This window comes from Edaphobacter sp. (assembly GCF_035763405.1).
In the GTDB taxonomy this organism is placed as follows: domain Bacteria; phylum Acidobacteriota; class Terriglobia; order Terriglobales; family Acidobacteriaceae; genus Edaphobacter.
Genome location: NZ_DASUBE010000055.1, coordinates 1 through 20,808 on the forward strand (window position 1 = coordinate 1; position 20,808 = coordinate 20,808).

The 20,808-nt window shown below is 62.1% G+C and carries 16 protein-coding genes; 8 read left to right on the forward strand and 8 right to left on the reverse strand.

Going from position 1 to position 20,808, the window contains the following annotated elements; all coding sequences use genetic code 11:
• Positions 1–7 precede the first annotated feature (7 nt).
• Both VFU66_RS05505 and aqpZ read left to right on the forward strand, forming a co-directional pair.
• Positions 8–616, forward strand: coding sequence for a M48 family metalloprotease (locus VFU66_RS05505; RefSeq protein WP_326445249.1), 609 nt, complete (start codon positions 8–10; stop codon positions 614–616).
• Between the two features lie 108 nt (positions 617–724).
• Positions 725–1,450, forward strand: a complete 726-nt coding sequence (gene aqpZ / locus VFU66_RS05510) for an aquaporin Z (RefSeq protein ID WP_326445236.1) — start codon at positions 725–727, stop codon at positions 1,448–1,450.
• A gap of 24 nt (positions 1,451–1,474) precedes the next feature.
• Here aqpZ and VFU66_RS05515 read toward each other — a convergent pair whose 3' ends face one another.
• Positions 1,475–2,335, reverse strand: a complete 861-nt coding sequence (locus VFU66_RS05515) for a prolipoprotein diacylglyceryl transferase (protein WP_326445237.1) — start codon at positions 2,333–2,335, stop codon at positions 1,475–1,477.
• 66 nt (positions 2,336–2,401) lie between these two features.
• Between VFU66_RS05515 and hpt the strand changes: the two genes are divergently transcribed.
• The 3 genes from hpt to VFU66_RS05530 all read left to right on the forward strand — a co-directional run bounded on the left by hpt (position 2,402) and on the right by VFU66_RS05530 (position 5,766).
• Entirely contained in the window at positions 2,402–2,968 is a 567-nt protein-coding gene (hpt, locus tag VFU66_RS05520) for a hypoxanthine phosphoribosyltransferase (RefSeq protein WP_326445238.1), read from the forward strand.
• A gap of 91 nt (positions 2,969–3,059) precedes the next feature.
• Entirely contained in the window at positions 3,060–3,818 is a 759-nt protein-coding gene (gene deoC, locus VFU66_RS05525; RefSeq protein WP_326445239.1) for a deoxyribose-phosphate aldolase, read from the forward strand.
• Positions 3,819–3,888: 70 nt separating this feature from the next.
• On the forward strand, positions 3,889–5,766 hold the full coding sequence (locus tag VFU66_RS05530; protein ID WP_326445240.1) for a SpoIIE family protein phosphatase: 1,878 nt from the start codon (positions 3,889–3,891) through the stop codon (positions 5,764–5,766).
• A gap of 13 nt (positions 5,767–5,779) precedes the next feature.
• Here VFU66_RS05530 and VFU66_RS05535 read toward each other — a convergent pair whose 3' ends face one another.
• Together VFU66_RS05535 and VFU66_RS05540 are read right to left on the reverse strand one after the other, a co-directional pair.
• Positions 5,780–6,835 carry a hypothetical protein gene (locus tag VFU66_RS05535; RefSeq protein WP_326445241.1) on the reverse strand — a complete coding sequence of 352 codons (1,056 nt, stop codon included), beginning with the start codon at positions 6,833–6,835 and terminating at the stop codon, positions 5,780–5,782.
• A gap of 170 nt (positions 6,836–7,005) precedes the next feature.
• A complete protein-coding gene (locus VFU66_RS05540) occupies positions 7,006–8,094 on the reverse strand; it encodes a hypothetical protein (protein ID WP_326445242.1) in 1,089 nt (362 codons plus the stop codon).
• A 185-nt stretch (positions 8,095–8,279) separates the two neighbouring features.
• Here VFU66_RS05540 and aroA point away from each other — a divergent pair, with 185 nt between their 5' ends.
• A complete protein-coding gene (aroA, locus tag VFU66_RS05545; RefSeq protein ID WP_326445243.1) occupies positions 8,280–9,569 on the forward strand; it encodes a 3-phosphoshikimate 1-carboxyvinyltransferase in 1,290 nt (429 codons plus the stop codon).
• Between the two features lie 148 nt (positions 9,570–9,717).
• Here the strand turns inward: aroA and VFU66_RS05550 are convergent, their stop codons facing one another.
• From VFU66_RS05550 to queG, 4 genes are all read right to left on the reverse strand, one after another.
• Positions 9,718–10,815: a glycosyltransferase family 9 protein gene (locus tag VFU66_RS05550; protein ID WP_326445244.1), complete on the reverse strand. Its 1,098-nt coding sequence runs from the start codon at positions 10,813–10,815 to the stop codon at positions 9,718–9,720.
• Positions 10,816–10,972: 157 nt separating this feature from the next.
• The gene (locus tag VFU66_RS05555) at positions 10,973–13,159 is read right to left on the reverse strand and encodes a PP2C family protein-serine/threonine phosphatase (RefSeq protein ID WP_326445245.1); all 2,187 of its coding nucleotides are present in this window, start codon (positions 13,157–13,159) and stop codon (positions 10,973–10,975) included.
• 6 nt (positions 13,160–13,165) lie between these two features.
• Positions 13,166–14,101, reverse strand: coding sequence for a YihY/virulence factor BrkB family protein (locus tag VFU66_RS05560; RefSeq protein ID WP_326445246.1), 936 nt, complete (start codon positions 14,099–14,101; stop codon positions 13,166–13,168).
• 357 nt (positions 14,102–14,458) lie between these two features.
• Positions 14,459–15,583 carry a tRNA epoxyqueuosine(34) reductase QueG gene (gene queG / locus VFU66_RS05565; protein WP_326445250.1) on the reverse strand — a complete coding sequence of 375 codons (1,125 nt, stop codon included), beginning with the start codon at positions 15,581–15,583 and terminating at the stop codon, positions 14,459–14,461.
• Positions 15,584–15,663: 80 nt separating this feature from the next.
• Here queG and VFU66_RS05570 point away from each other — a divergent pair, with 80 nt between their 5' ends.
• Together VFU66_RS05570 and VFU66_RS05575 are read left to right on the forward strand one after the other, a co-directional pair.
• Positions 15,664–17,046 carry a hypothetical protein gene (locus VFU66_RS05570; protein WP_326445247.1) on the forward strand — a complete coding sequence of 461 codons (1,383 nt, stop codon included), beginning with the start codon at positions 15,664–15,666 and terminating at the stop codon, positions 17,044–17,046.
• A gap of 210 nt (positions 17,047–17,256) precedes the next feature.
• On the forward strand, positions 17,257–19,884 hold the full coding sequence (locus VFU66_RS05575; protein WP_326445248.1) for a glycoside hydrolase family 95 protein: 2,628 nt from the start codon (positions 17,257–17,259) through the stop codon (positions 19,882–19,884).
• 160 nt (positions 19,885–20,044) lie between these two features.
• On the opposite strand, the gene VFU66_RS05580 is transcribed toward VFU66_RS05575, so the two are convergent.
• The coding region (locus VFU66_RS05580; protein WP_524536961.1) for an outer membrane beta-barrel protein at positions 20,045–20,808 on the reverse strand (764 nt) is incomplete at its 5' end.

Here is a 20,808-nt window from a genome sequence, read left to right on the forward strand (position 1 = left end):
GTTCGACATCCGCTTCCGTCGCTTTACCTCGCTCAACACGACCATCCGCCTGCGCGACGAACGCCTGCACGTGCGGCTCTCCGACATCCTCGAACACGCACCCGAGCCTGTACATAGCGCCATCGCGCACATCCTGCTCGCCAAGCTCTACAAGAAACCTATCGCACCCGCGCAAGCCGACCGCTACCGGCGCTATGCCTCATCCGAGACCGTCTCGAAGCAGGCCGAGCACGTGCGCCAGACACGCGGGCGCAAACGCATCCTGACCGCGCGCGGACACCGCTATGATCTCGATGAAGTCTTCGAGTCGCTCAACGCTCGCTTCTTTCACGGACTGATGGGCCGGCCCACGCTGACGTGGAGCGCGCACCACGCCCGCCGGATGCTCGGCCACTACGACGCGGCGCACAACACCATCGTCGTCAGCCGCGTCTTCGACCGGCCCGACACGCCGCGCTACGCGATCGAATATCTGCTCTATCACGAGATGCTGCACCTCAAACACCCCGTCCGCGTCAAAGGAGGACGCCGCTGCGTCCACTCGCGCGAGTTCCAGGCCGAGGAGCGGCTCTTCCCGCAACTGGAAGAGGCCAAGGCTTACCTCAGGCACCTGTAAATATCCGCCCACACCCGCAAAACACGCCCGTGCTACACTTCCGCCGTCTCAAGGGCAGCACGTTCGCCCGTTCCAAACGCCAACTTACGCATGGAAAGAGGATTCGCTATGTCACTGTCGAAACGCGCAGCAGCCGAATTCTTCGGCACCTTCTGGCTCGTCTTCGGAGGCTGCGGCACCGCCATCTTCGCCGCCACCTATCCGCAGTATGGCGTCGGGTTTGCCGGGGTCGCGGCCGCCTTCGGACTCACGCTGCTCACCATGGCCTTCGCCATCGGCCACATCTCCGGCTGCCACATCAACCCGGCTGTTTCCATCGGCCTGGTCGCGGGCAAGCGGTTTCCCGCCTCCGAACTTCTGCCGTACATCGTGGCACAGGTGCTGGGAGGCATCGCCGCCTCGGCTGTGTTGTACGCCATCGCCAGCGGCAAGGCCGGGTTCTCGCTGGCCAATGGCTTCGCCTCGAACGGCTATGCCGCGCACTCGCCCGACCACTACTCGCTCTGCGCCTGCTTCGTGGCCGAGGTCGTGTTGACCGCATTCTTTCTACTGGTCATCATCGGCTCGACCGACGAGCGCGCGCCGAAAGGTTTCGCACCTATCGCCATCGGCCTGTGCCTGACACTGATCCACCTCATCGCGATTCCCATCACCAACACGTCTGTCAACCCGGCGCGCAGCACCGGCCCGGCGATCTTCGTCGGCGGATGGGCGACGCATCAGCTCTGGCTCTTCTGGGTAGCACCTATCGTGGGCGCCATCATCGGCGGCCTCATCTCGCAGATATTCTTCGCCACGCCGCAGCCGCCTATCCGCGAAGAGATGTCGAAATAAAAAATCAGGCCGAAACGCTGGAGGTCAGCTCGCGGCTTTTTGCGGTGGGCTGACCTTCATCTCCGCAGCAGCGGGCGTCTTCAGCGCGCTGGCCACCAGCATGACAACGATCCCGACAACGACAGAAGCCAGCGCCGCCACCTGCGCGTTGCTCATGCCGAAGTAGAGCTTCGGATTGATGCGCACAAACTCGACCAAAAAACGCCCTATCCCGCTCAGCGCCAGATACAGCCCGGTCAGCCAGCCAATGGGACGATACTTCCTCCCCAGCCGCCACAGAATCCAGCACAGCACCAACCCGAACAGCAGCTCATACACCGGCGTCGGCTGCACCAGGTCAGGCGTCGGCACCAGCGCGTCGGGTTTCATGTGGACACCCCACGGCAGCGTCGTCTTGATGCCGTAGTCGCCGTCGCCCGAGGTCAGGCAGCCAATGCGCCCCACGCCATAGCCAATCGCCGCGGCCGGAGCCGCCAGGTCCAGCATCCTGATGCCAGCCAGCCAGCCGCGCGTGCCTTCAGGACGCGCCTCAACTCCCTGCCACATCAGCACCGCGATGCCCGCCACCAGGCCGCCGAACCATGCAAATCCAGCCTGAAACCAGTGCAGAAAGCCCATCACCACATCCAGCGGATGACCCCATCCCGGAGCGCCGATCTGGTGCATGGCCGCAAGCAGGGCGGGAACATCCTCGAGCTCATGCCACGCCTTCGCACCAACCACCCCGCCGATGACCACAAACGCCACCACGCTCAGCGCGTCCGCATCCACGCTGTTGCGGACGAAGTTTTTATGCAGCACAACGGTTGCCACCACCGCAGCCAGCCACAACATCAACCCGAACGTGCCCAGGTGCAGTGGGCCAAGATGGATATAGGGATACATAATCCTCGCTTCTATCAAGTATACCGGCCTTCCCCTCACAGCCCCGTTCGCGCTACGCTGTCCACTATGGCCACCACCACTGCCCCTGTCTTCCCACCCGCCGCCGGAATGGATGTACTCTTCTCGAAATCTCAGATCGCCGACCGCGTTCAGGCAGTTGGACGCCAGATCTCCGCCGACTACGCGGGCCAGACGATCGTGCTGATCGGCGTGCTCAAGGGCGCGGCCATCTTCCTCTCAGACCTCGCCCGCGCCATCACCGTAGACGCCACCTTCGACTTCGTGGCCGTCTCCAGCTACGGACGCGCGCGCGTCTCCTCAGGCGCGGTCAAGCTCATCAAGGACATCGACAACCCCATCGAAGGCAAGCACGTCATCATCGTCGAGGACATCCTCGACACCGGCCTCACGCTCAGCTACCTGCGCGGCCTGATGCTCCAGCACAAACCCGCCTCGCTCAAGATCGCCACCTGCCTCGACAAACCCGACCGCCGCCTCGTCCCCATCGAGGCCGACTACGTGGGCTTCAAAATCCCCGATCAGTTCGTCATCGGCTACGGCATGGACTTCGCCGAACGCTACCGCAACGTGGACGACATCCGCCTCTTCCCCGAAGACACACCCGGCCACTAAACCACCGCATTCAGCCACAAAACCCACATCCCACGGCGGTATGATAGAGACTGCGCGGCGAGCACTCCCCATCGCCGAAGGAGCCTGTCTGTTGAGCACTCTGACCATCTCTGAACCGCACCCCAACGGCCCGGAACAGTTCGATGCGGCCACGTTTGCCGCATACGCGCTCTCGTCGCCCGAGAAGCTGGCAGCCGTGCTCGACCACTCGCTGGTTAAGCCCGACGCGACGCGAACCAGGGTTCTGGAGCTTTGCCGCGAGGCCGCCGAATACCGCTTTGCCTGCGCGACGGTCAATCCGTGCTGGGTCTCACTGGCCACTGCTGCGCTCGCGGGCACCGGCATTCCCGTCGGCGTAGTCCTCGGATTTCCGCTCGGCGCAAACCTCCCGGCCTCCAGAAAAGTCGAGGCAGCCGAGGTGCTCAAGCTCGGCGTGCACGACATCGACATGGTGCTCAACATCGGCCTGCTCAAGTCCGGCCTCGCAGCCGACTACGATGCCGTCCGGCAGGACATCCGCGACGTCGTCGAGCAGGCGCACGACCACGGGGCCATCGTCAAAGTGGTCCTCGAAACCTGCCTGCTGACCTTCGAGGAAAAACTGCGCGGCGCGGAACTCGCGATTGGTGCGGGAGCCGATTTTCTCCAGACCAGCACCGGCTTTTCCACGGGAGGCGCAACCACTGACGACCTTACCCTGTTGCGCAGCACCTATGGCAACCGCGTCGGCGTCAAGGCGTCCGGAGGCATCCGCTCGCTGGCCGATGCCTCCGCGATGCTCAAGGCCGGCGCCTCGCGTATCGGAGCCAGCGCCAGCGTAAGGATCGTCTCCGAACTCGCCAGTCGCTAACACGGCGCTCCCCACCAGGGAAGCACTCCACAAACCAGCAACGCACCCGGTAATATCATCCGAACGCGGCATGTCATCCCCGACCAAACCTCGCAGCACCGAACCGGACGAGACCAGAGCGCACGCATCCAGCGAGCCGTTCGAGGGCGACTACCGCCCCACCGCGTCCAAGGCGCTCTTCCATCCCCACGCCGCCGATCCCAAGATCCGCGTCGAGCCGCTGCAGGTCGACTTCCTCCACTCGCTCGCCGACGCGCTCAACACCACGCTCGATCTGAACACGCTGATGCATCGCGTCGCCGACCTCGTCCGCGCCGTCATTGACTATCGCATCTTCGCCATCCTGCTCATCAATGAGCGCGCGCAGGACCTCCGCATGCGCTTTCAGGTCGGCCATGCACCCGAGGTCGAACGGATGCGCATCAAGCTCGGCCGCGGCATCGTCGGACAGGCCGCGCTGCTCAGGCAGTCCGTGCTGGTCGAAGACGTGGCCATGGCAGAGCACTACATCGACGTCAACCCCAACGTGCGCTCCGAGCTTGCCGTCCCGCTCATCGTCAAAAACAAAGTCATCGGCGTGCTCGATATTGAGTCCGAGACCGCCGCCTACTTTACGCTCGAGCACCAGCGCCTCATCGAGCTGGTCGCCTCGCGCATGGCCATCGCTATCGAAAACGCTCGACTCTACACGCGCGTCTCGCGCCAGGCCCAGACGCTGGCCGTGCTCAACGAAATCTCCCGCGAGATCACCAGCATCCTCGATCTCGACGACCTGCTCGAGCGTATCGGCCTGCTACTCAAGCGCGTCATCGACTTCCAGATGTTTTCCATCCTGCTCTGGAACGAGCGCACCAATCAGCTTGAGCACCGCTTCAGCTCGCGCTATGGCGAACGCATCACGCTCGACCGCGTCGTCCCGCTGGGCCAGGGCATCATCGGCCTTGCCGCGCAGCAGCGCGAACCGGTGCTCTCGCCCGACACACGCAAAGACCCGCGCTACATCGCCGCCAATCCAGAAACGCGCTCCGAACTGGCCGCGCCGCTCATCTACAAAGGCAAGGTCATCGGCGTGCTCGACCTCGAACATACGCGCGTCAACTACTACAACGAGGACCACCAGCGCACGCTCTCCACTCTGTCCGCACAGGTGGCCATCTCCATCGCCAACGCGCGGCTCTATCAGCGCATCTCCGAAGAAGAACAGCGCCTTGAAAATGATCTGGAGATGGCGCGCAAGGTGCAGCTTCGCCTGATGCCGCGCCGTCCGCCCAAGCTGGAGCACGCCGAGATCGCCGCGCAGTTTATGGCCGCCCGCTCCATCGGCGGCGACCTCTACGACTTCCTCAACTACGGCGCCGGCCGCGTCGCGCTGGCCATTGGCGACGTCAGCGGCAAAGCCGCGCCCGCCGCGCTCTACGCCGCGCTGGTCAGCGGCATCCTGCGCTCGCTTGCGCCGCAGCATCTCTCGCCTGCTGAACTGCTTGCCGCACTCAACGACCAGTTGCTCGAGCGCAAACTCGACGCGCAGTACGTCACCATGCTCATCGCTGTCTGGGACGACGAAAACAGCACGCTCCAGATTGCCAACGCAGGCTCAGTGCAGCCGCTGTTCGTCTCCTCGAACCCCTCCATCGCCGGCAGCCCGCGCGTCCGCACCATCAAGGCGGAAGGCTTTCCGCTGGGCCTCTTCCCCGACGCCACCTACGAAGAGTTCACCCTTTCCACCCAGCCCGGCGACCTGATCGTCTTCTTCTCCGACGGCATACCCGACGCCGAAAACGCCGAGCACGAGATGTTCGGCAGCGAGCGCCTGGAGCAGGTACTCCAGACGTTGCCCAACCCCACCGCCGCCTCCGCCGTCGAAGCCATCCTGCGCGCCGTGAGCGACTTCCAGGCGGGCATGGAGCACTTCGACGACGAGACGCTCGTCATCCTCCGCGCAATTTAGGCCGGCAACGCCCTTATATCGTTGGGAAAGGACGTTTGCCTTGCTTCCGCAATTCTTCATTTGCGGGCTTGATCACAATCTCGATACCCGCATTGTCCTTATATGTCTTCGATAAGGCTCGCAACCACAGTCGCCCGCTCAGCCGGATATGCTTCCCATCCGGCAGCGTCACTGGCTTCGGATGAAGTTCCAGATCGACAACCTTCTGTGTTGCCGCAAGCAAGCCTTTCACCTGCCCTGCCCTCCATGCTTGTTCCGAGACCGTTGGTGTTGGATTCTCCGAGTGGTGCGTCGCCGGTACTTTGACGGCGGGCCATTTTGAAAGCGGCGTGTGGTCCAACACCGGATTGCTGAACTGGTCCGCCATGTCCTGTATCGCGTCGGCAGCGCCCTGTATCTGGCCGTTCACATTGGCCGTCGCGTCACCTGCAAACCACATCAGCGGCATGGCAACAATCGACTGAATACAAGAAAGGATCAGTCCCGCCGGACCGGTCACTGCCGTAACCGCCTCGATCTCCGCAAGGTCCGCCGCAAAGTCGATCAGGCCGAGTGCGAATGAAACTTTGTCGAGCGTCTTCGATACATCATCTGACCAGGTATTGTTGGAAATCGGAATATCCACTCCCGGGGGCGGGGGCGGCACGGTATCCCGATTCCAGGCATTGATCACCACGGCGCGCCATATCTCAGACTCCGTATTGTCGGCGGTTCCACCCTTGAGCTTGGCAGCACCGAACGCCAACGCCATCTGCTTTCCAAACGCAAATTCTTTCGATACAGCAAACCTGCCTCCGGCCGCTACGCGCAGGTGCGAGACAACGCCATCCATCCGATGCTGACTCAGCGTAGCGTCGAAACTTGCGTTCCCGGTTGTGCTCGCCAAACCCAGCAATTTAATATTCCCGCCATCGCGCAGCAGCGGTGTAACTGACGCATCTATCACATCGACATGATCTTTCTTCAAATGCGCGCCTTCAATGTCGTAGTTGTACAGCCATAGCCTGACAACTTTTGTCAGCGGGTCAATCTTGATGAAGTACCTTCCCTTTCCAGTCGGCTTGAACATCTTGACCTCCTCTTGAATCGCCGTTCAAACGCGCACCAAGGAGAACGCAGTTCACTACTCCCAACTACAGGTGAATGTACAGAGATGCAAACTTAATCCATCCTGCGCAGGATCGTGGCAGGGACGGTACGACCAGAGAGCGAAGGTACCCCATTCTCCTCAAACTGCGATCAGTTGACCCCTCGCACCGGAATCTGTTTGAAGCCCGCAGGAATGGCAAAGCTCGCGTCGCTGGCCGTGCGCGAGAAGTTCCCCATCTGCGTATTAGTCTCCATCAGTACCGCATAGGCAGGCTGCGCACCCGAGCCCGAGTTGGCCTGAGCCGAATCCTGCTTCGGCTGCTGCTTCTTGTGTCCGAATCCGCCGAAGCCGCCCAGCCCGCCAAGCTTGCTGGCAATCGAATCCGTTGCGGACTCCTTCGCCACATCGCCCGCGCTCGGCGACTGGCTCTGCGGAAGCGGCGCCTCGGAGGCCGCAGGAATCGTCTGACCGTTCGCCGTAGTTCCCATGCGCATCACCTGCAGGATCGGCGTGCCTTTCAGCTTCGACATCTCCTCCGCCATATCGCGCAGTCCCTGGCTTGCGCCCTTGTACTGCGCCAGCATTGCCGGGTTAATCGCGCTCGAACTGAAGACCGTGCCCATCTTCTGCGCAAACTTCTGGTAAAACTCTTTCATCTCGTCGTAGCCCGGAACCTCGGGCGCCATCCACATGTCGTTGGTGAACGCCATCGATCCGGTCTGTCCCGAAGAAGTATCGGTCGCATTCATGTTCATCGTCATAATCGACTCGCTCGTGCTCAGGCCAGAAACCTCCTTCGACTGCCCCGTATTCCGCACATGCACCACAAAGTCCACCTTCGTGTTCGAGGACTGTTGCTGCTCGGCCGGGGCCTTCTTTTGCTCGGCCGCAGCCTTGGCCTCGGCGGCCTCGATCTGCTGCTTCATCTGCTGGAACGTCATCACGGTATACTCGCGCCTCTGCGTGTCGATGTTCGTAATCGTCTCGGCGTCCAGATCGATAATCTCGGTGCTCGTCGGGCTCACGCGCGACATGCGATTACCCTTCACCGTCACCGTCGTCACAATCGGCCCACCGGCCTCGCGCGCCTGCCTGCTGAAGTGACCGGCCATCTTCATCACGCCCAGCAGCGACCCACCCGTCATCTGCGTCGTCTCCGTATAGCTGAAGTCAGCAAACATCGGCGTTGCAGATACCGCAACCGCCACACTCAAAACCACACTCTTAAATAGCTTCATCGGAAATCTCCTGTTCAACTGGTTATCGTCTGAGGCCCCATTGCGGCGTAAAAAATGCCCACCCGGCACGTTTCTCTTTCGACCGCGCACGAAGTCTATCAGACGCAGGCCTCAAGCGTCAGGAATATGAAGCGTCAGGAATTTGGCCGCAACATCCTGCCGCGATTGGCTACACTAGAAAGTGAATGTCTACTCAAACCATCCGTCCCGCCCGCTCGTTCCAGGGATCCGTCACCCTGCCCGGAGACAAGTCCATCTCGCACCGCTACGCCATGCTCGGCGGCCTGGCCGAAGGCACGACGCGCCTCTCCAACTTCTCCACCGGAGCAGACCCGCACTCCTCACTCGCCTGCATGGAGACACTCGGCGCGAAGGTCGTCCGCACGGACGAGAAAACCATCGAGATCACCGGCACCACAGGCTCCTTTGGCCAGCCGGCCAAGCCGCTCGACTGCGGCAACTCCGGCTCGACCATGCGGATGCTCTCCGGCCTGGTCGCGCCGCACGCGCACATCTACACCCTGATCGGCGACCACTCGCTCACGCTGCGCCCCATGGAGCGCATCCGCAAACCGCTCATGCAGATGGGCGCGAAGCTCGACCTCATCGACGGCCACGCCCCCATCACCATCTACGGCGGCCCGCTCACCGCAATCCACTTCGATACGCCCATCCCCAGCGCGCAGGTCAAAACCGCCATCCTCTTCGCCGGTCTTCAGGCCGAAGGCACCACCAGCCTCACCGAATCCGTCCGCACGCGCGACCACTCCGAACACGCCCTCCGCGCCTTCGGAGCCACGCTCCTGCGCGACGGCGAAAAACTCAGTATCCCCGGAGGCCAGACGCTCAAGGCCATCAACGCCACCGTTCCCGGCGACCTCTCCTCAGCCGCCTTTTTCCTCTGCGCCGCGCTGCTGTTTCCTGACTCGAACCTCGTCCTCGACGCCGTAGGCATGAACCCGACGCGCTCTTCCCTGCTCGACATCATCGCGGCGCTCGGAGGAAAGATCAAAGTCCTGCACGTCGAAGAGCAACACGGCGAGATGGTCGGCACCATCCAGGTCAACGCACCCGCCGACGGCCCTACGGGCATGGAGATCACCGGCGCACTCTCCGCGCAGGTCATCGACGAGCTGCCAGTTCTCGCCGCCATTGGCCCGTACACGCGCGACGGCATCACCATCCGCGACGCAAAAGAATTGCGCGTCAAAGAGTCCGACCGCATCGCGCTCGTCGTCAAAAACCTGCGTGCCATGGGAGCCGAAGTCACTGAGTTTGAAGACGGTCTCTCCGTCCCCGGCGGCCAGTCGCTGCACGGCGCACTCATCGACTCGGGCACCGACCACCGCATTGCGATGGCGTTCTCCATCGCCGCCCTGCGCGCCTCCGGCGATACCGAAATCCACGGAGCCGAAGCCGCTGCCATCTCCTTCCCGGAGTTCTTCACCCTGCTCGACACGCTCTCGGTGCGCTAACGAACCTCTTGATCGAAGGCGCGCACTTCTTGCGCGCACTAAACCACGTCATCTCGACCGAAGACGGCCCTTTGCGCGCCCCTAAACCACGTCATCTCGACCGAAGGCGGCGTCTTTTGCCGCCGTAGTGGAGAGATCCCCGTATTTTTTACGTGCGCACCAGAAGCTCTTCCAACGCAGCCTTCACATCATCCACCGAAACCTCATCGATGATGTAGCCGGGCAAGGCCGCGGGCAGATCGGCATTCTTCACAATGCGAAAGCGCGAATCGCCCACAGGCAGCCACTCTACCGGCGGAGACCACGCCGGAGCGATGATGCACATCGGCAACCGTACGGCCCTGCCCACATGCATGGGTCCCGTGTCCAGAGACAGGCCAACCGTCGCCTTGCTCATCAAGGCAGCCAGCACGGTCAGACTGGTTTTGCCGGCCACATTGGTTGTGGCAAACGGCAACCCCGCACGCAACCGGTCGATGGCCGCAGACTCTGCCGCCGTGCCGATAAAGACAACATGCAAACCGTAACGTTCCGCCAAAAAGGAAGCCGCAGCCTGAAACCGCTCCGGACGCCAGCTCTTGTGCTGCGTCACACTGGTCTGCGTAATGAAGACGGCGATGCCGCGATCTGACGGTGCCCCGCTTGCCGCAAGGACATCCAGCGCCGCAGCTTCATCCTCTTTACTGAAAAAAATCTGCGGCTCAAAGTGTGGTGTCGTATGGCCAAGCGCCTCGATGATGCGCAGGTTGTTGGCTATCTGACTCTGCGTGTCGTCATAGGCCAGCGGCGCGCGATAGAGCCGTGGAACTACAGTAAATCCTACCCGTGTCGCCGCTCCCGAAAGCACGGCCTGCGCGACAATTCTGGTGCGTTCATTGCCAGTCGAAGTCAGTGTGACGTAGGGCTTGCCATCAAAAACCTCCTGAGAACGCAGTGCCGTAACCGCTCCCCGCAGGTCGCCGAGCGGGCTCGGTGTCTCGATCAGGTGGTCAATGCCAGGATTGTTCCGGAGAATGTCCATCGAAAATCCGCTGGCCGCCACGGCGATACGGCAGTTGGGGACGGCATGACGAAGCGCGGGGATGAGTGGAGTCGAGTGAATGGCGCTCCCCAAAGCACTGGCGTGCTGGAGCAGGAGAAAATTCGTGGCGCTGTCGAGCGAAGGCACGCGAGGAGAGACGACGAGTTGCTCGACCGCGGCGAGGCCGCTGAGGAGACCTGTTTTGATCGTCTGGGGAAGGTTCAAGAGCAATCCTTGTTGATCTTCATGAAAACCGGCTCAGTGGCCGTGCTGCATCGTGGATACCATGAACGTAGTCCCGCACATCAAATCAAACCAGTAACTTAATAGTGGCATATCACGTGGCCGCCAATGGGACAAGCCCGCGTCTCGCAACAGGCCGTCACATCTGCCGCGCCAGCACCAGCGTAATGTCGTCAGGCTGCTCTTCAGCGCCAATCCATGCATCGAGCGCCTGCATCACCTGCGCTGAGATCACATGCAGCGGCTGGTCGCGGTAGCGCCGCACCACCTCCATCATGCGCTCTTCGCCGAACTCACCGAAGTCGTTCTCCGGCTCCGTCACGCCGTCCGAGTAAGCCACTAGAATGTCTCCGGACTGCATCTGCACCCGGCCCTCTTCGTAGCGCATCCCGTCCATCAACCCAACGACGGTGCCTCCCATATCCAGCCTCCGCACCGAACCGTCACTGCCCAGCACCAGTGGAGGCAACTGCCCTGCATTCGAATAGGTCATTATCGCTGATGCCGCATCGTAGTGTGCCAGAAACAACGTCGCGTACTTCTCCGGCTGTGTGCTGCGGTACAGGTGCCGGTTCAGCAGCGAAAGAATCCGTCCCGGCGACTGAAACAGCTCATCGCAATCACTGCGGTCGTCGCGGCTGGACGTCAGCCCATCCGTCACTGACTGGCTGTATACCAGCTCTTCGCTGGCAAACCGGTACGCCCGCACAGCCGAGTGCAGCGTCGCCATCAGTAGCGCAGCAGAGATTCCCTTCCCGCTGATATCGCCAATTGCAATCCCCACGCCGGTCTCGCGGCTACGGGCGTGCCCGTTGTGAGCCTCGTCGTGAAAAACCAGAAAGTCATAATAATCACCGCTCACCGAGCGCGCCGGACGACACACGCCATGCAACTCCAGCTTCTCCAGGCTCGATGTGCGCTGTGGAAACAGGTTCGCCTGCACCTCCTGCGCAATCGAGATCTCGTTCTGTAGCCGTTCCTTCTCCTTCTGCTCCACCAGCAGCCGCTCCAGCGAATCAGCCATCTTGTTGAACGAGCGGCTCAGCTCCGCAAGCTGGTCAGTGCGCTGCACACCAATCCGATGATGCAACGCCCCGCGGTCAATCTCCTTCGTCGCCTGATAGAGATCCGCAACCGACGTTGTAATCGTCCGGCTCAGGCGCACCGCCATCCACAGAGCCAGCATCTCAATCAGTGCAAACACCACGCACAGCACCACCAGCCCGATGCGGATCACGCTCGTCACCATTCCGCCAAGCGACGCTCCGAACAACTGCCGGTACAACAGCGACGGACGCGAGTCCACTGCAATCGCCACGTTGTACGACCCGCCCGTGTCCCAATCCGTCATCGCCACCGTCGACGGAAATCGGACGCGAATATCAGCCAGGTTCACACCCGGCGGTTCGTTGCCGCCTGCAATGGCATCTCGCACCGCATCAGCCCGCTCAGCGCGCCCTGCGCGTTGCAGAGCACGCGGTGTCGCCGTCGCGCCGCTCGTCTGCGGGCTGTTGCCGGTCGTTTCAATCGTCAGCGGAAATAGCACAGCCCTGCCCAATCCACTCGCAACGCCGTCCATCAGCGACTCGTCCACTGGAACGCTGCTCATCAGCGTAAACATGCGTCCGTCTTTCAACTTCTGCTGGTTCAGCGCAACCAGATAGACGTCGCGGCCATCCAGTACCAGCCCGTGAAACTCACCGCTCGACAGCAACGTCGCCCACGGAGGCAGCCCCAGCGGCACCTTGCCCTCCACGTCCGTACCCAGCGACACCTGCACGCCGTCTACAAACGACTCCGACGATTGGTGCAGCCGCGTCCTCGCCGTATCCAGTTGTGCGCTCTCCGCCACCGGCAAGGCCGAGGAAGCGGATACAGGCAACTGTCCATTCAGTCCGCCAGCCACCAGATCCGCGCGATGGCTGTTCTCCACGCTCATCTGCTCCACTTCGCTCTGCAACCGCGAATCCGCCAGATGGATAGCAAACTGCCCCGCCGCAATATACGCCGAGATCATCACCAGAGTGATGAACAGCACCACCGGCGCCAGGCCGATCAGCAGATACGTCAACACCAGTTTGTTGCGCAGGCTCCACAGCATGTGTTTGCGCACCAACTGCCACAGCAGCGCCACTGCCACTGCCGCCAGCGCCACACCGACGAAGAACTCCATCACGCCAAAGAAGGTGCCAAACCCGCCGGGCACGCGGCTGAGCGCCAGCAGCAGGCAAAACCACACCGCGAGCCAGAACGCCGCGCCCGCCAGCCCGGTCGGCACATGCGCCTTCATCCAGCCCGAGATTCGGGACCGAAGCCCGTTCCCCATCGCCTGCTACTCCTTCGCCTTCGCCTGTCGCGCCAGCCGCAGCGTATACCGCGTGGCCGAAAAATGCGCCCCTGCCAACAATAACAATCCCGACAGAAACGCCCACATCATCAGCCCGACCGAGATATAAAACGGCCCATAAATCGACCGAAAATCAATCCAGGGCAGCGCCCCGACGTACAGATGCTTCGCCAGCTCCCACAACAATCCAACCACAACCGCCGTCGGCAGCACAGCCCGCGCGGGAACCTTCCGGTACGGCAGCACCCAGTAAATCAGGAAGAACAGCAGAATACTCGCAAACCCCGCCGCAAACTTCAAAAATGTAAGGGACAGAAAGCGATAAGCAATGTTCTGCGTATGACCAAAGAATACCCACGACAGAATCGCCTCCTGCCCCGCAGTCGAAGCCGCCGACGCAATCGCCAGCACGCCCACCGCAAACGCCAGCCCCAGCGAGATCGCCTGGTTGTGCAGATAGCTCCGGTTCTTCTTCACCCCCCACACATTGTTCAGCGCCACCTCCAGCGGCAGAAATACCCCGGTCGAAGTAATCAGCAGCATCACTAGCGAGAAGACCTCTGTCCCCTTATGCGGATGCGTCAGCAACTGCATGTTGCGCATCACGAAGTCCTGCCCAACCGGCAGAAACGTCTTCATCATGTCGCTGACCACCACCTCCATTGCCCGCGAATGAAACACCGTTCGGCAGATCGTCAACAGCAGCACAATAAACGGGAACAGAGACAAAATCGCATTGGCCGCCACGCTGAACGCGTACGTATGCACCTCGGTCCGCATCATGTAGCGTGCCAGCGCGGCCATCTGAGCACCCAGGCCGTCCGCCACGACCACAGGCCGCACCTTCTCCATCGACTCAGGAGGCAATTCCGGTTCAGCAAGAGGCGGCACGGCAGACTTGTCGGAGACCTTCAACGGCATAGTTGTTTGGACGCAGCAGCGAACCTCGGAGCTTCACTATGCTGATGCTATAGCAGTTCTCAATACAACGTGACTTCACCGCCTACCGAAAACTCCGCGCTCCCCAAGGCAGTCCCCACGTTTGTTGTCATGATTCTTGTTGTCCTTCCCGAAGAGAATCTGCGCTTCACGTCAGGCCCGCTTTTTGTTGTCATTCCCGAAGGGAATCTGCGTCTCGCATCTGCCCGCGCCGGGTTACACCTATCCTGTGAAAACTCATTGGGTCGCAAAACAAAAGCGCCAAAGGCGCGCCCTATACCAGCCTGGGGCGAAGCCCCAGGAAACGTTGAAGATAAAACAAAGGGCTGAAGGCTCGCTCTACACGTCAGACTCACCACACTCGTCTTTCTTGCGAATCCTGCCCGCCGCCCACCGCGCGCTTTCCGCAAGCACCTCATCCTCGCCTCCCTGCCACGCTTCAAGCACAGGTAGAAACTTCGCATCGCCGCTGTTCCCCATCGCAATCGCAACATTCCTGTGCAGCCGCTTCTTCCTCGTCCGCTCCAGAGGCGATCCCTCAAACCATCTCCTGAACGCCGCCGAATCCATCTCCGCCAGCCATTCCAGCGCGGGATTCACCAACTCTCTCCGCGTCTTCATCCCCTGCTTCACGGCAACCGGCGCGCGGCGGTTCCACGGACACACATCCTGGCAGATGTCGCAGCCAAACACCTGCCGCCCCATCGACTCACGAAACTCCTCCGCAATCGCGCCCTTCTTCTCAATCGTCAGGTAAGCGATGCAGCGCGAAGCGTCCATCTCGTGCGGTGCAACCAGCGCCTCCGTCGGACATGCATCGATACACCGCGTGCAACTCCCGCACCTGTCCGCCGCAACCTCCAGCGAAGCCCCCTCAGCCACCGGCACCGAAGTCACAATTACGGCGAGGAGCAGCCACGAGCCAAGCCGCTGATTCAGCACGCACGTATTCTTGCCAATCCACCCAATCCCGGCCTTCGCCGCCACCGCGCGCTCGACAATCGGCCCCGTATCCACATAGCACCGCGTCTCACACCCAAACCGCTCCAGCAGCGCCGACTCCACACGACGCAGTCGCCCCAGCAGCTCATCGTGATAATCGCTCGGCAGAAGCATGCCGTCTTCAGCCGCACGCCCGCTCCACGCATACCGTGCAATCCACCCTGTGCCCGAAGGAGCATCCTCAATCGACCGCGGCCCATCGCCGTTGTAATTGATCGCGCACACCACCACCGACCGCGCCCACCCCATCGCCACGCGCACGCCGCTCCGTAGCAGTACGCCCTCGTCATCGCGCCGCTTCAGATACTCCATCTCGCCCGCGCGCCCCGCGTCCACCCAATCGGCAAACCGCTCCCCGTCACGCAGATCATCGCTCACCGCCGCGACTCCGGCAGCATCAAACCCCGCCCCCAGCGCGCACGCGCGCACCCACTCCACCAATTCGGGCGTCCATTCCCCCACGGACAAAACCTCCTTGCAACCTATTACCAGAGTAGCCCGTCTCTTAATCCATATTCACAAATGAAAGACGTTCTGCTCAAATGAAAGGCATGAACCGCCGCGACTTCCTCGCCGCCCTCGCCGCAACCACCGCCGCCACGTCCGTGCGCGGCTTCGCGCAGTCCACCGCATCCGCGCAGCTCACCATCGACCGAGCCATCACGGGCCCCACCATCCCGCTCAACTTCACCGGCCTCTCCTACGAAACCGCGCAGCTCGCCAACCCGGCCTTCTTCTCCACAGAAAACAGAGTCCTCATCAACCTCTTCCGCGGCCTCAGCCCGCAAGGAGTCCTCCGTCTTGGCGGCAACACCAGCGAATTCACAACCTGGAGTCCCACCAATCTCACCACGCCTCCGCCCTTCGATGCCACCGGCCCCGCCACGCACCAGCACGAAAATATCCCCACCACCAACACGCCGCGCGCCATCAAAAACCTCCGCGCCTTCCTCGACGCCACCAACTGGACGCTCATCTACGGCCTCAACGCTGCGCGCGGCACCATCGAAAACGCCGTCGCCGAAGCCATCGCCGTACACCAGATCATCGGCCCGCGCCTCCTCTGTTTCCAGCTCGGCAACGAGCCCGACGCCTGGCGCAACCGCTATCGTCCCGCCACCTTCACCTACCAGGACTACGCCAAAGAGTGGGCCAAACTCCACGACGCCATCGTCGCAAAAATCCCCAACGCAAAATTCGGCGGCCCCGATCCCTCCAACAAAGTCGCCTACATCACCGGCTTCGCCGCCGACGCGCACAGCTACAACGACATCGTCCTGCTCACCGGTCACTACTACACCATGGGCCCCGCCAGCAGCCCGAAGTCCACACTCGAACGCCTGCTCGATCCCGACCCAAAGCTCGCCGCTAATCTCGAAACCATCATGGCCTCCGCCCGCGCAGCGCATCTTCCCTACCGCATGACCGAGGGCAACTCCTGCTGGGACGGCGGCAAACCCGGCGTCTCCGACACGCTCGCCTCCGCGCTGTGGTGCGCCGATATGATGCTCCAGTTCGCGCAGGCCGGCGCAGTCGGCGTCAATCTGCACGGCGGCGGCGAAGGCTTCTACACGCCCATCGCAGGCTCACCTTCCACCGGCCTCGTCGCACGTCCCGAGTACTACGGCATCCAGTTCGCGCAGCAACTCTCCGGCCACACCTTCCTCAAAACTACGCTCACCGGCGCCAGCCCGCGCGTCAACGCCTACGCCTTCCAGCAGCACAACCGCCGCTCTCTCGTCGTCATCAACAAAGACGACCAACCCCTCACCCTCACCATCCCCACGCGCACCGAACCCAAAGCCGTGCGCCTCACCGGCCCCGCATTCGACTCCAAAGCCAAACCCGATTACAACCCCATCACCGTCCCGCGCACCGCACACCTCGAGATCCCGGCACGCAGCGCCACCCTCTACAACCTCTAACCTGTCATTCTGAGCGTAGCGAAGAATCCCCGCATTTGCCGTTGCTGTTGCATGTTCTTTTGCATTTCCATTCCGCAGCGCAGCGGAATCTGCTTTCCTTCAACGCTCCACCAAACCCGGGTGCCCCATCCATCGCAGTTTTATCGCGAAAGGTGGGAATGCAAAAATCACCCAGCCACGCACCAGCCTCTCACGTCTCACGGAGCAAGCATGACCACACGCACCACGCGCCGCCGCTTCCTCACCGGCACCGCAGCCGCCGCAGCAGCACTCACCCAGCACCGCGCGCTCGCCGCCATCCCCGAGCAAACTCAAAAAGACGACCCCACCCCATACAAACTCTTCTTCAACCAACCAGCCGCAAAGTGGCCCAACTCGCTCCCCGTCGGCAACGGACGCCTCGGCGCCTGCGTCTTCGGCAGCCCATCGCTCGACCGCATCCAGCTCAACGAAGAATCCATCTGGGACGGCGAAATCCGCGACCGCAACAACCCCCGCGCAGGCGTGTCCGTGCCTAAAATCCGTGAGCTGCTCTTCGCCGGCAAGATCGCCGAAGCCGAAGCCCTCGCCTACTCCGACATGCTCTCCGTCCCACGCCGGATGCCCTGCTACCAAACCCTCGGCGACCTGCACCTCGACTTCTCTCCCGGCGGCCTCACGCCCGACGCGCCCATCGAAGACTACCGCCTCGAACTCAATCTTGACACCGCCATCGCCACCACTACCTTCACTCACGCAGGCACACGCTACACGCGCGAAGTCTTCAGCACCGCGCCCGACCAGGCCATCGTCGTCCGCCTCACCGCCAGCCAGCCCGGCAAGCTCAGCTTCACCGCAAGCCTCGACCGCCCCGCAAACTTCACCGCCACCTCCATCGCGCCCAACCGCCTCACGCTCTCAGGCGAAGCCTTCCCGGTCAACGACAACCCCGGCGACACCGTCAAAGAGCATCACATCGGCATCCGCTTCTACGCCGAACTCCAGGCCCACACCGAAGGCGGCACCGTCACCGCCAACAACAGCGCGCTCCAAATCACCAACGCCAACACCGTCACGCTCTTCCTCGACTGCGCCACCAGCTTCCGCTACCCAGCCCGCACCACCAGCACCGACCGCTTCAACGTCGGCGACGCCGCAGCCATGCAGTCCGCCGTGCGCCGCAACCTTTCAGCAGCGGGCCACCGCACCTACGCCGACCTCCGCAGCCGCCACATCGCCGACCACCAGCGCCTCTTCCGCCGCGCCGACATCTCCTTCGGGCCAGACCCCAACGCGAACATGCCCACCGACCAGCGAATGCAGCGCATCAAAGACGGCGGCGAAGACCTCCACCTCGTCCAGCTCTACTTCCAGTACGGACGATACCTGCTCATCTCCAGCTCGCGCCCCGGCACGCTCGCCGCCAACCTGCAAGGCATCTGGAACGAGTCCGTCGATCCACCCTGGGGCTCCAAGTACACCATCAACATCAACACCGAGATGAACTACTGGCTCGCCGAGCGCGCCAACCTCAGCGACCTGCATACCCCGCTCTTCGACCTCATCGACTCCACACGCGGCCCCGGCTCCCTCACTGCGCGCGACTACTACAAAGCCCGCGGCTACGTCGTCCACCACAACACCGACCTCTGGGGCGACTCGTCCCCCATCGACGCACTCGGCGGAGGCATCTGGGCCATGGGCGCAGCCTGGCTCTCCACCCACCTCTGGGAGCACTTCGACTACACCGGCGACCGCGACTTCCTCCGCGACCGCGCCTGGCCGCGCCTCCGCGCAAACGCCCTCTTCCTGCTCGACTACCTCACGCCCGCACCCGCAGGCACGCCCTACGCAGGCTACCTCGTCACCGGCCCATCCTGCTCGCCCGAAAACAAGTACCAGCTCCCCAACGGCAAAAGCTACAACCTCTGCATGGGCCCCACCATGGACATCGAGATCACCCGCGCCGTCCTCACCCTCACCCTCCGCATCGCGGAACAACTCAATCTGGAAACAGCCGCAGAATCGGGTGCCCCATCCATGCGGTCTCATCGCATGGGTGGGATTGCAGCCACAAATCCATCCGCTGACTCAGACACTGACCTCCTCCAGCGCGCGCGCACCGCCCTCGCCAAACTCCCACCCTTCAAAATCACCCACGACGGCCGCCTCCAGGAGTGGCCCGAAGACTACACCGACCACGAGCCCGGCCACCGCCACATCTCGCACCTCTGGGCACTCTTCCCCGGCGACCAGATCACCCTCCGCCGCACGCCGGAGTTGGCAAAAGCCTGCCGCGCCACGCTCGACGCCCGTCTCGCGCACGGCGGAGGCAGCACCGGCTGGTCGCGCGCATGGATCATCAACTGCATGGCCCGCCTTGAAGACGGCGACGCCGCCTACGAAAGCATCCTCCATCTCCTCCGCAAGTCCACGCGCGGCAATCTCTTCGACGTCTGCGGCGAAAAAGAAAACTCGCCCTTCCAGATCGACGGCAATCTCGGCGGCCCCACTGCCATCATCGAGATGCTGCTCCAATCGCACGCAAGCGGCTCCGATGCTAACGTCAACATCGTCCGCTTTCTCCCCGCACTGCCAAAAGCGTGGCCCGAAGGCAGCTTCCGCGGCCTCCGCACTCGAGGCGGCCTCGAAGTCGACCTCACCTGGCACAACGGCAAAGCCACGCAAGCCACGCTCCGTGCCACGCTGAGCGGCACACACCACTTCGCCGCTCCAAAAGGCCAGACCATCGCCTCGGTGACGACAGCACATGGAGCAAAGGTCTCGTCCATTCACGCGGCCGCAGAAATCTCGCTCCCCATCAAAGCGGGCGAAGTTCTTACTCTCCACTTCAGTTGAGCACCGCGCTCGCACAAAACGAGGGAGACGCCGCTTGAGGCATCTCCCTCTTCTTTTCCGACAATGCTCTCTTCGAGCATTTCCCCGGAGATTTTGTTGTCATTCCCGCAGGAAATCTGCGTTTCGCTTCGGGCGCACCGAACTACCTTAAGGCAATGCCTTAGAAGATGATGTGCAGACCGCCCTGTAGCTGACGACTGCTGTTCTGCTGCCCACTGCTTGTTCCGAACGCGCTGGACGTAGGGCTCAGGTTCGGTGCGCTGAATTGCGTGCGGTTGAACGCATTGAACGCATCGAATCTCGCCTGTATCTGGGCGCGCTCGTACACCTGGAAGTTCTTGAGCAGAGAGAAGTCAAAGTTGTTCGTCACGTCCGCCCGCCACGCCATCAGCGGGAAAGTGCGATTGTTGTAGGAATTCGGCTGTACAGCCGTCTTGTCCGTCGGGGAGACCTGCGTCCGCCTGTCAAACACAGCCGTATTGAACACATTCGTGGACTGGTGAGGATGGTTGTTAATGTCGTGCCAGTTGCCGTTATAGATCACGTTCCCCCAGCCATACGGAGTGCCCGAGAGGAAGGAATAGATCGACGAAACCGTCCATCCGCCGACCAGCTCGTTCACCAGTTTCGAGCTCGTGTTCAGGAAAGGCCGCCCCGTACCGAATGGCAGAAGGTAAATGCCCGTGAAGGCCACATGGTCCGGGAAGTCCGAAGACGTCTCGCCGTACCACAGCGCGCCGCCCTGGTTGAGCTGCGACTGTGCTCCCAGATTCCGCGAGTGCTCATAATTCACATTGAACTGAAGCCCGTCCTTCATCCGCTTTTCTACGCGAACAAGCAGAGCATTGAAGTTCGCACTCGCAACAGGAATGAGCTGCTCCGTAACACTCGAATACTCCGAGTGAGGCCACATCAGTGCCGACA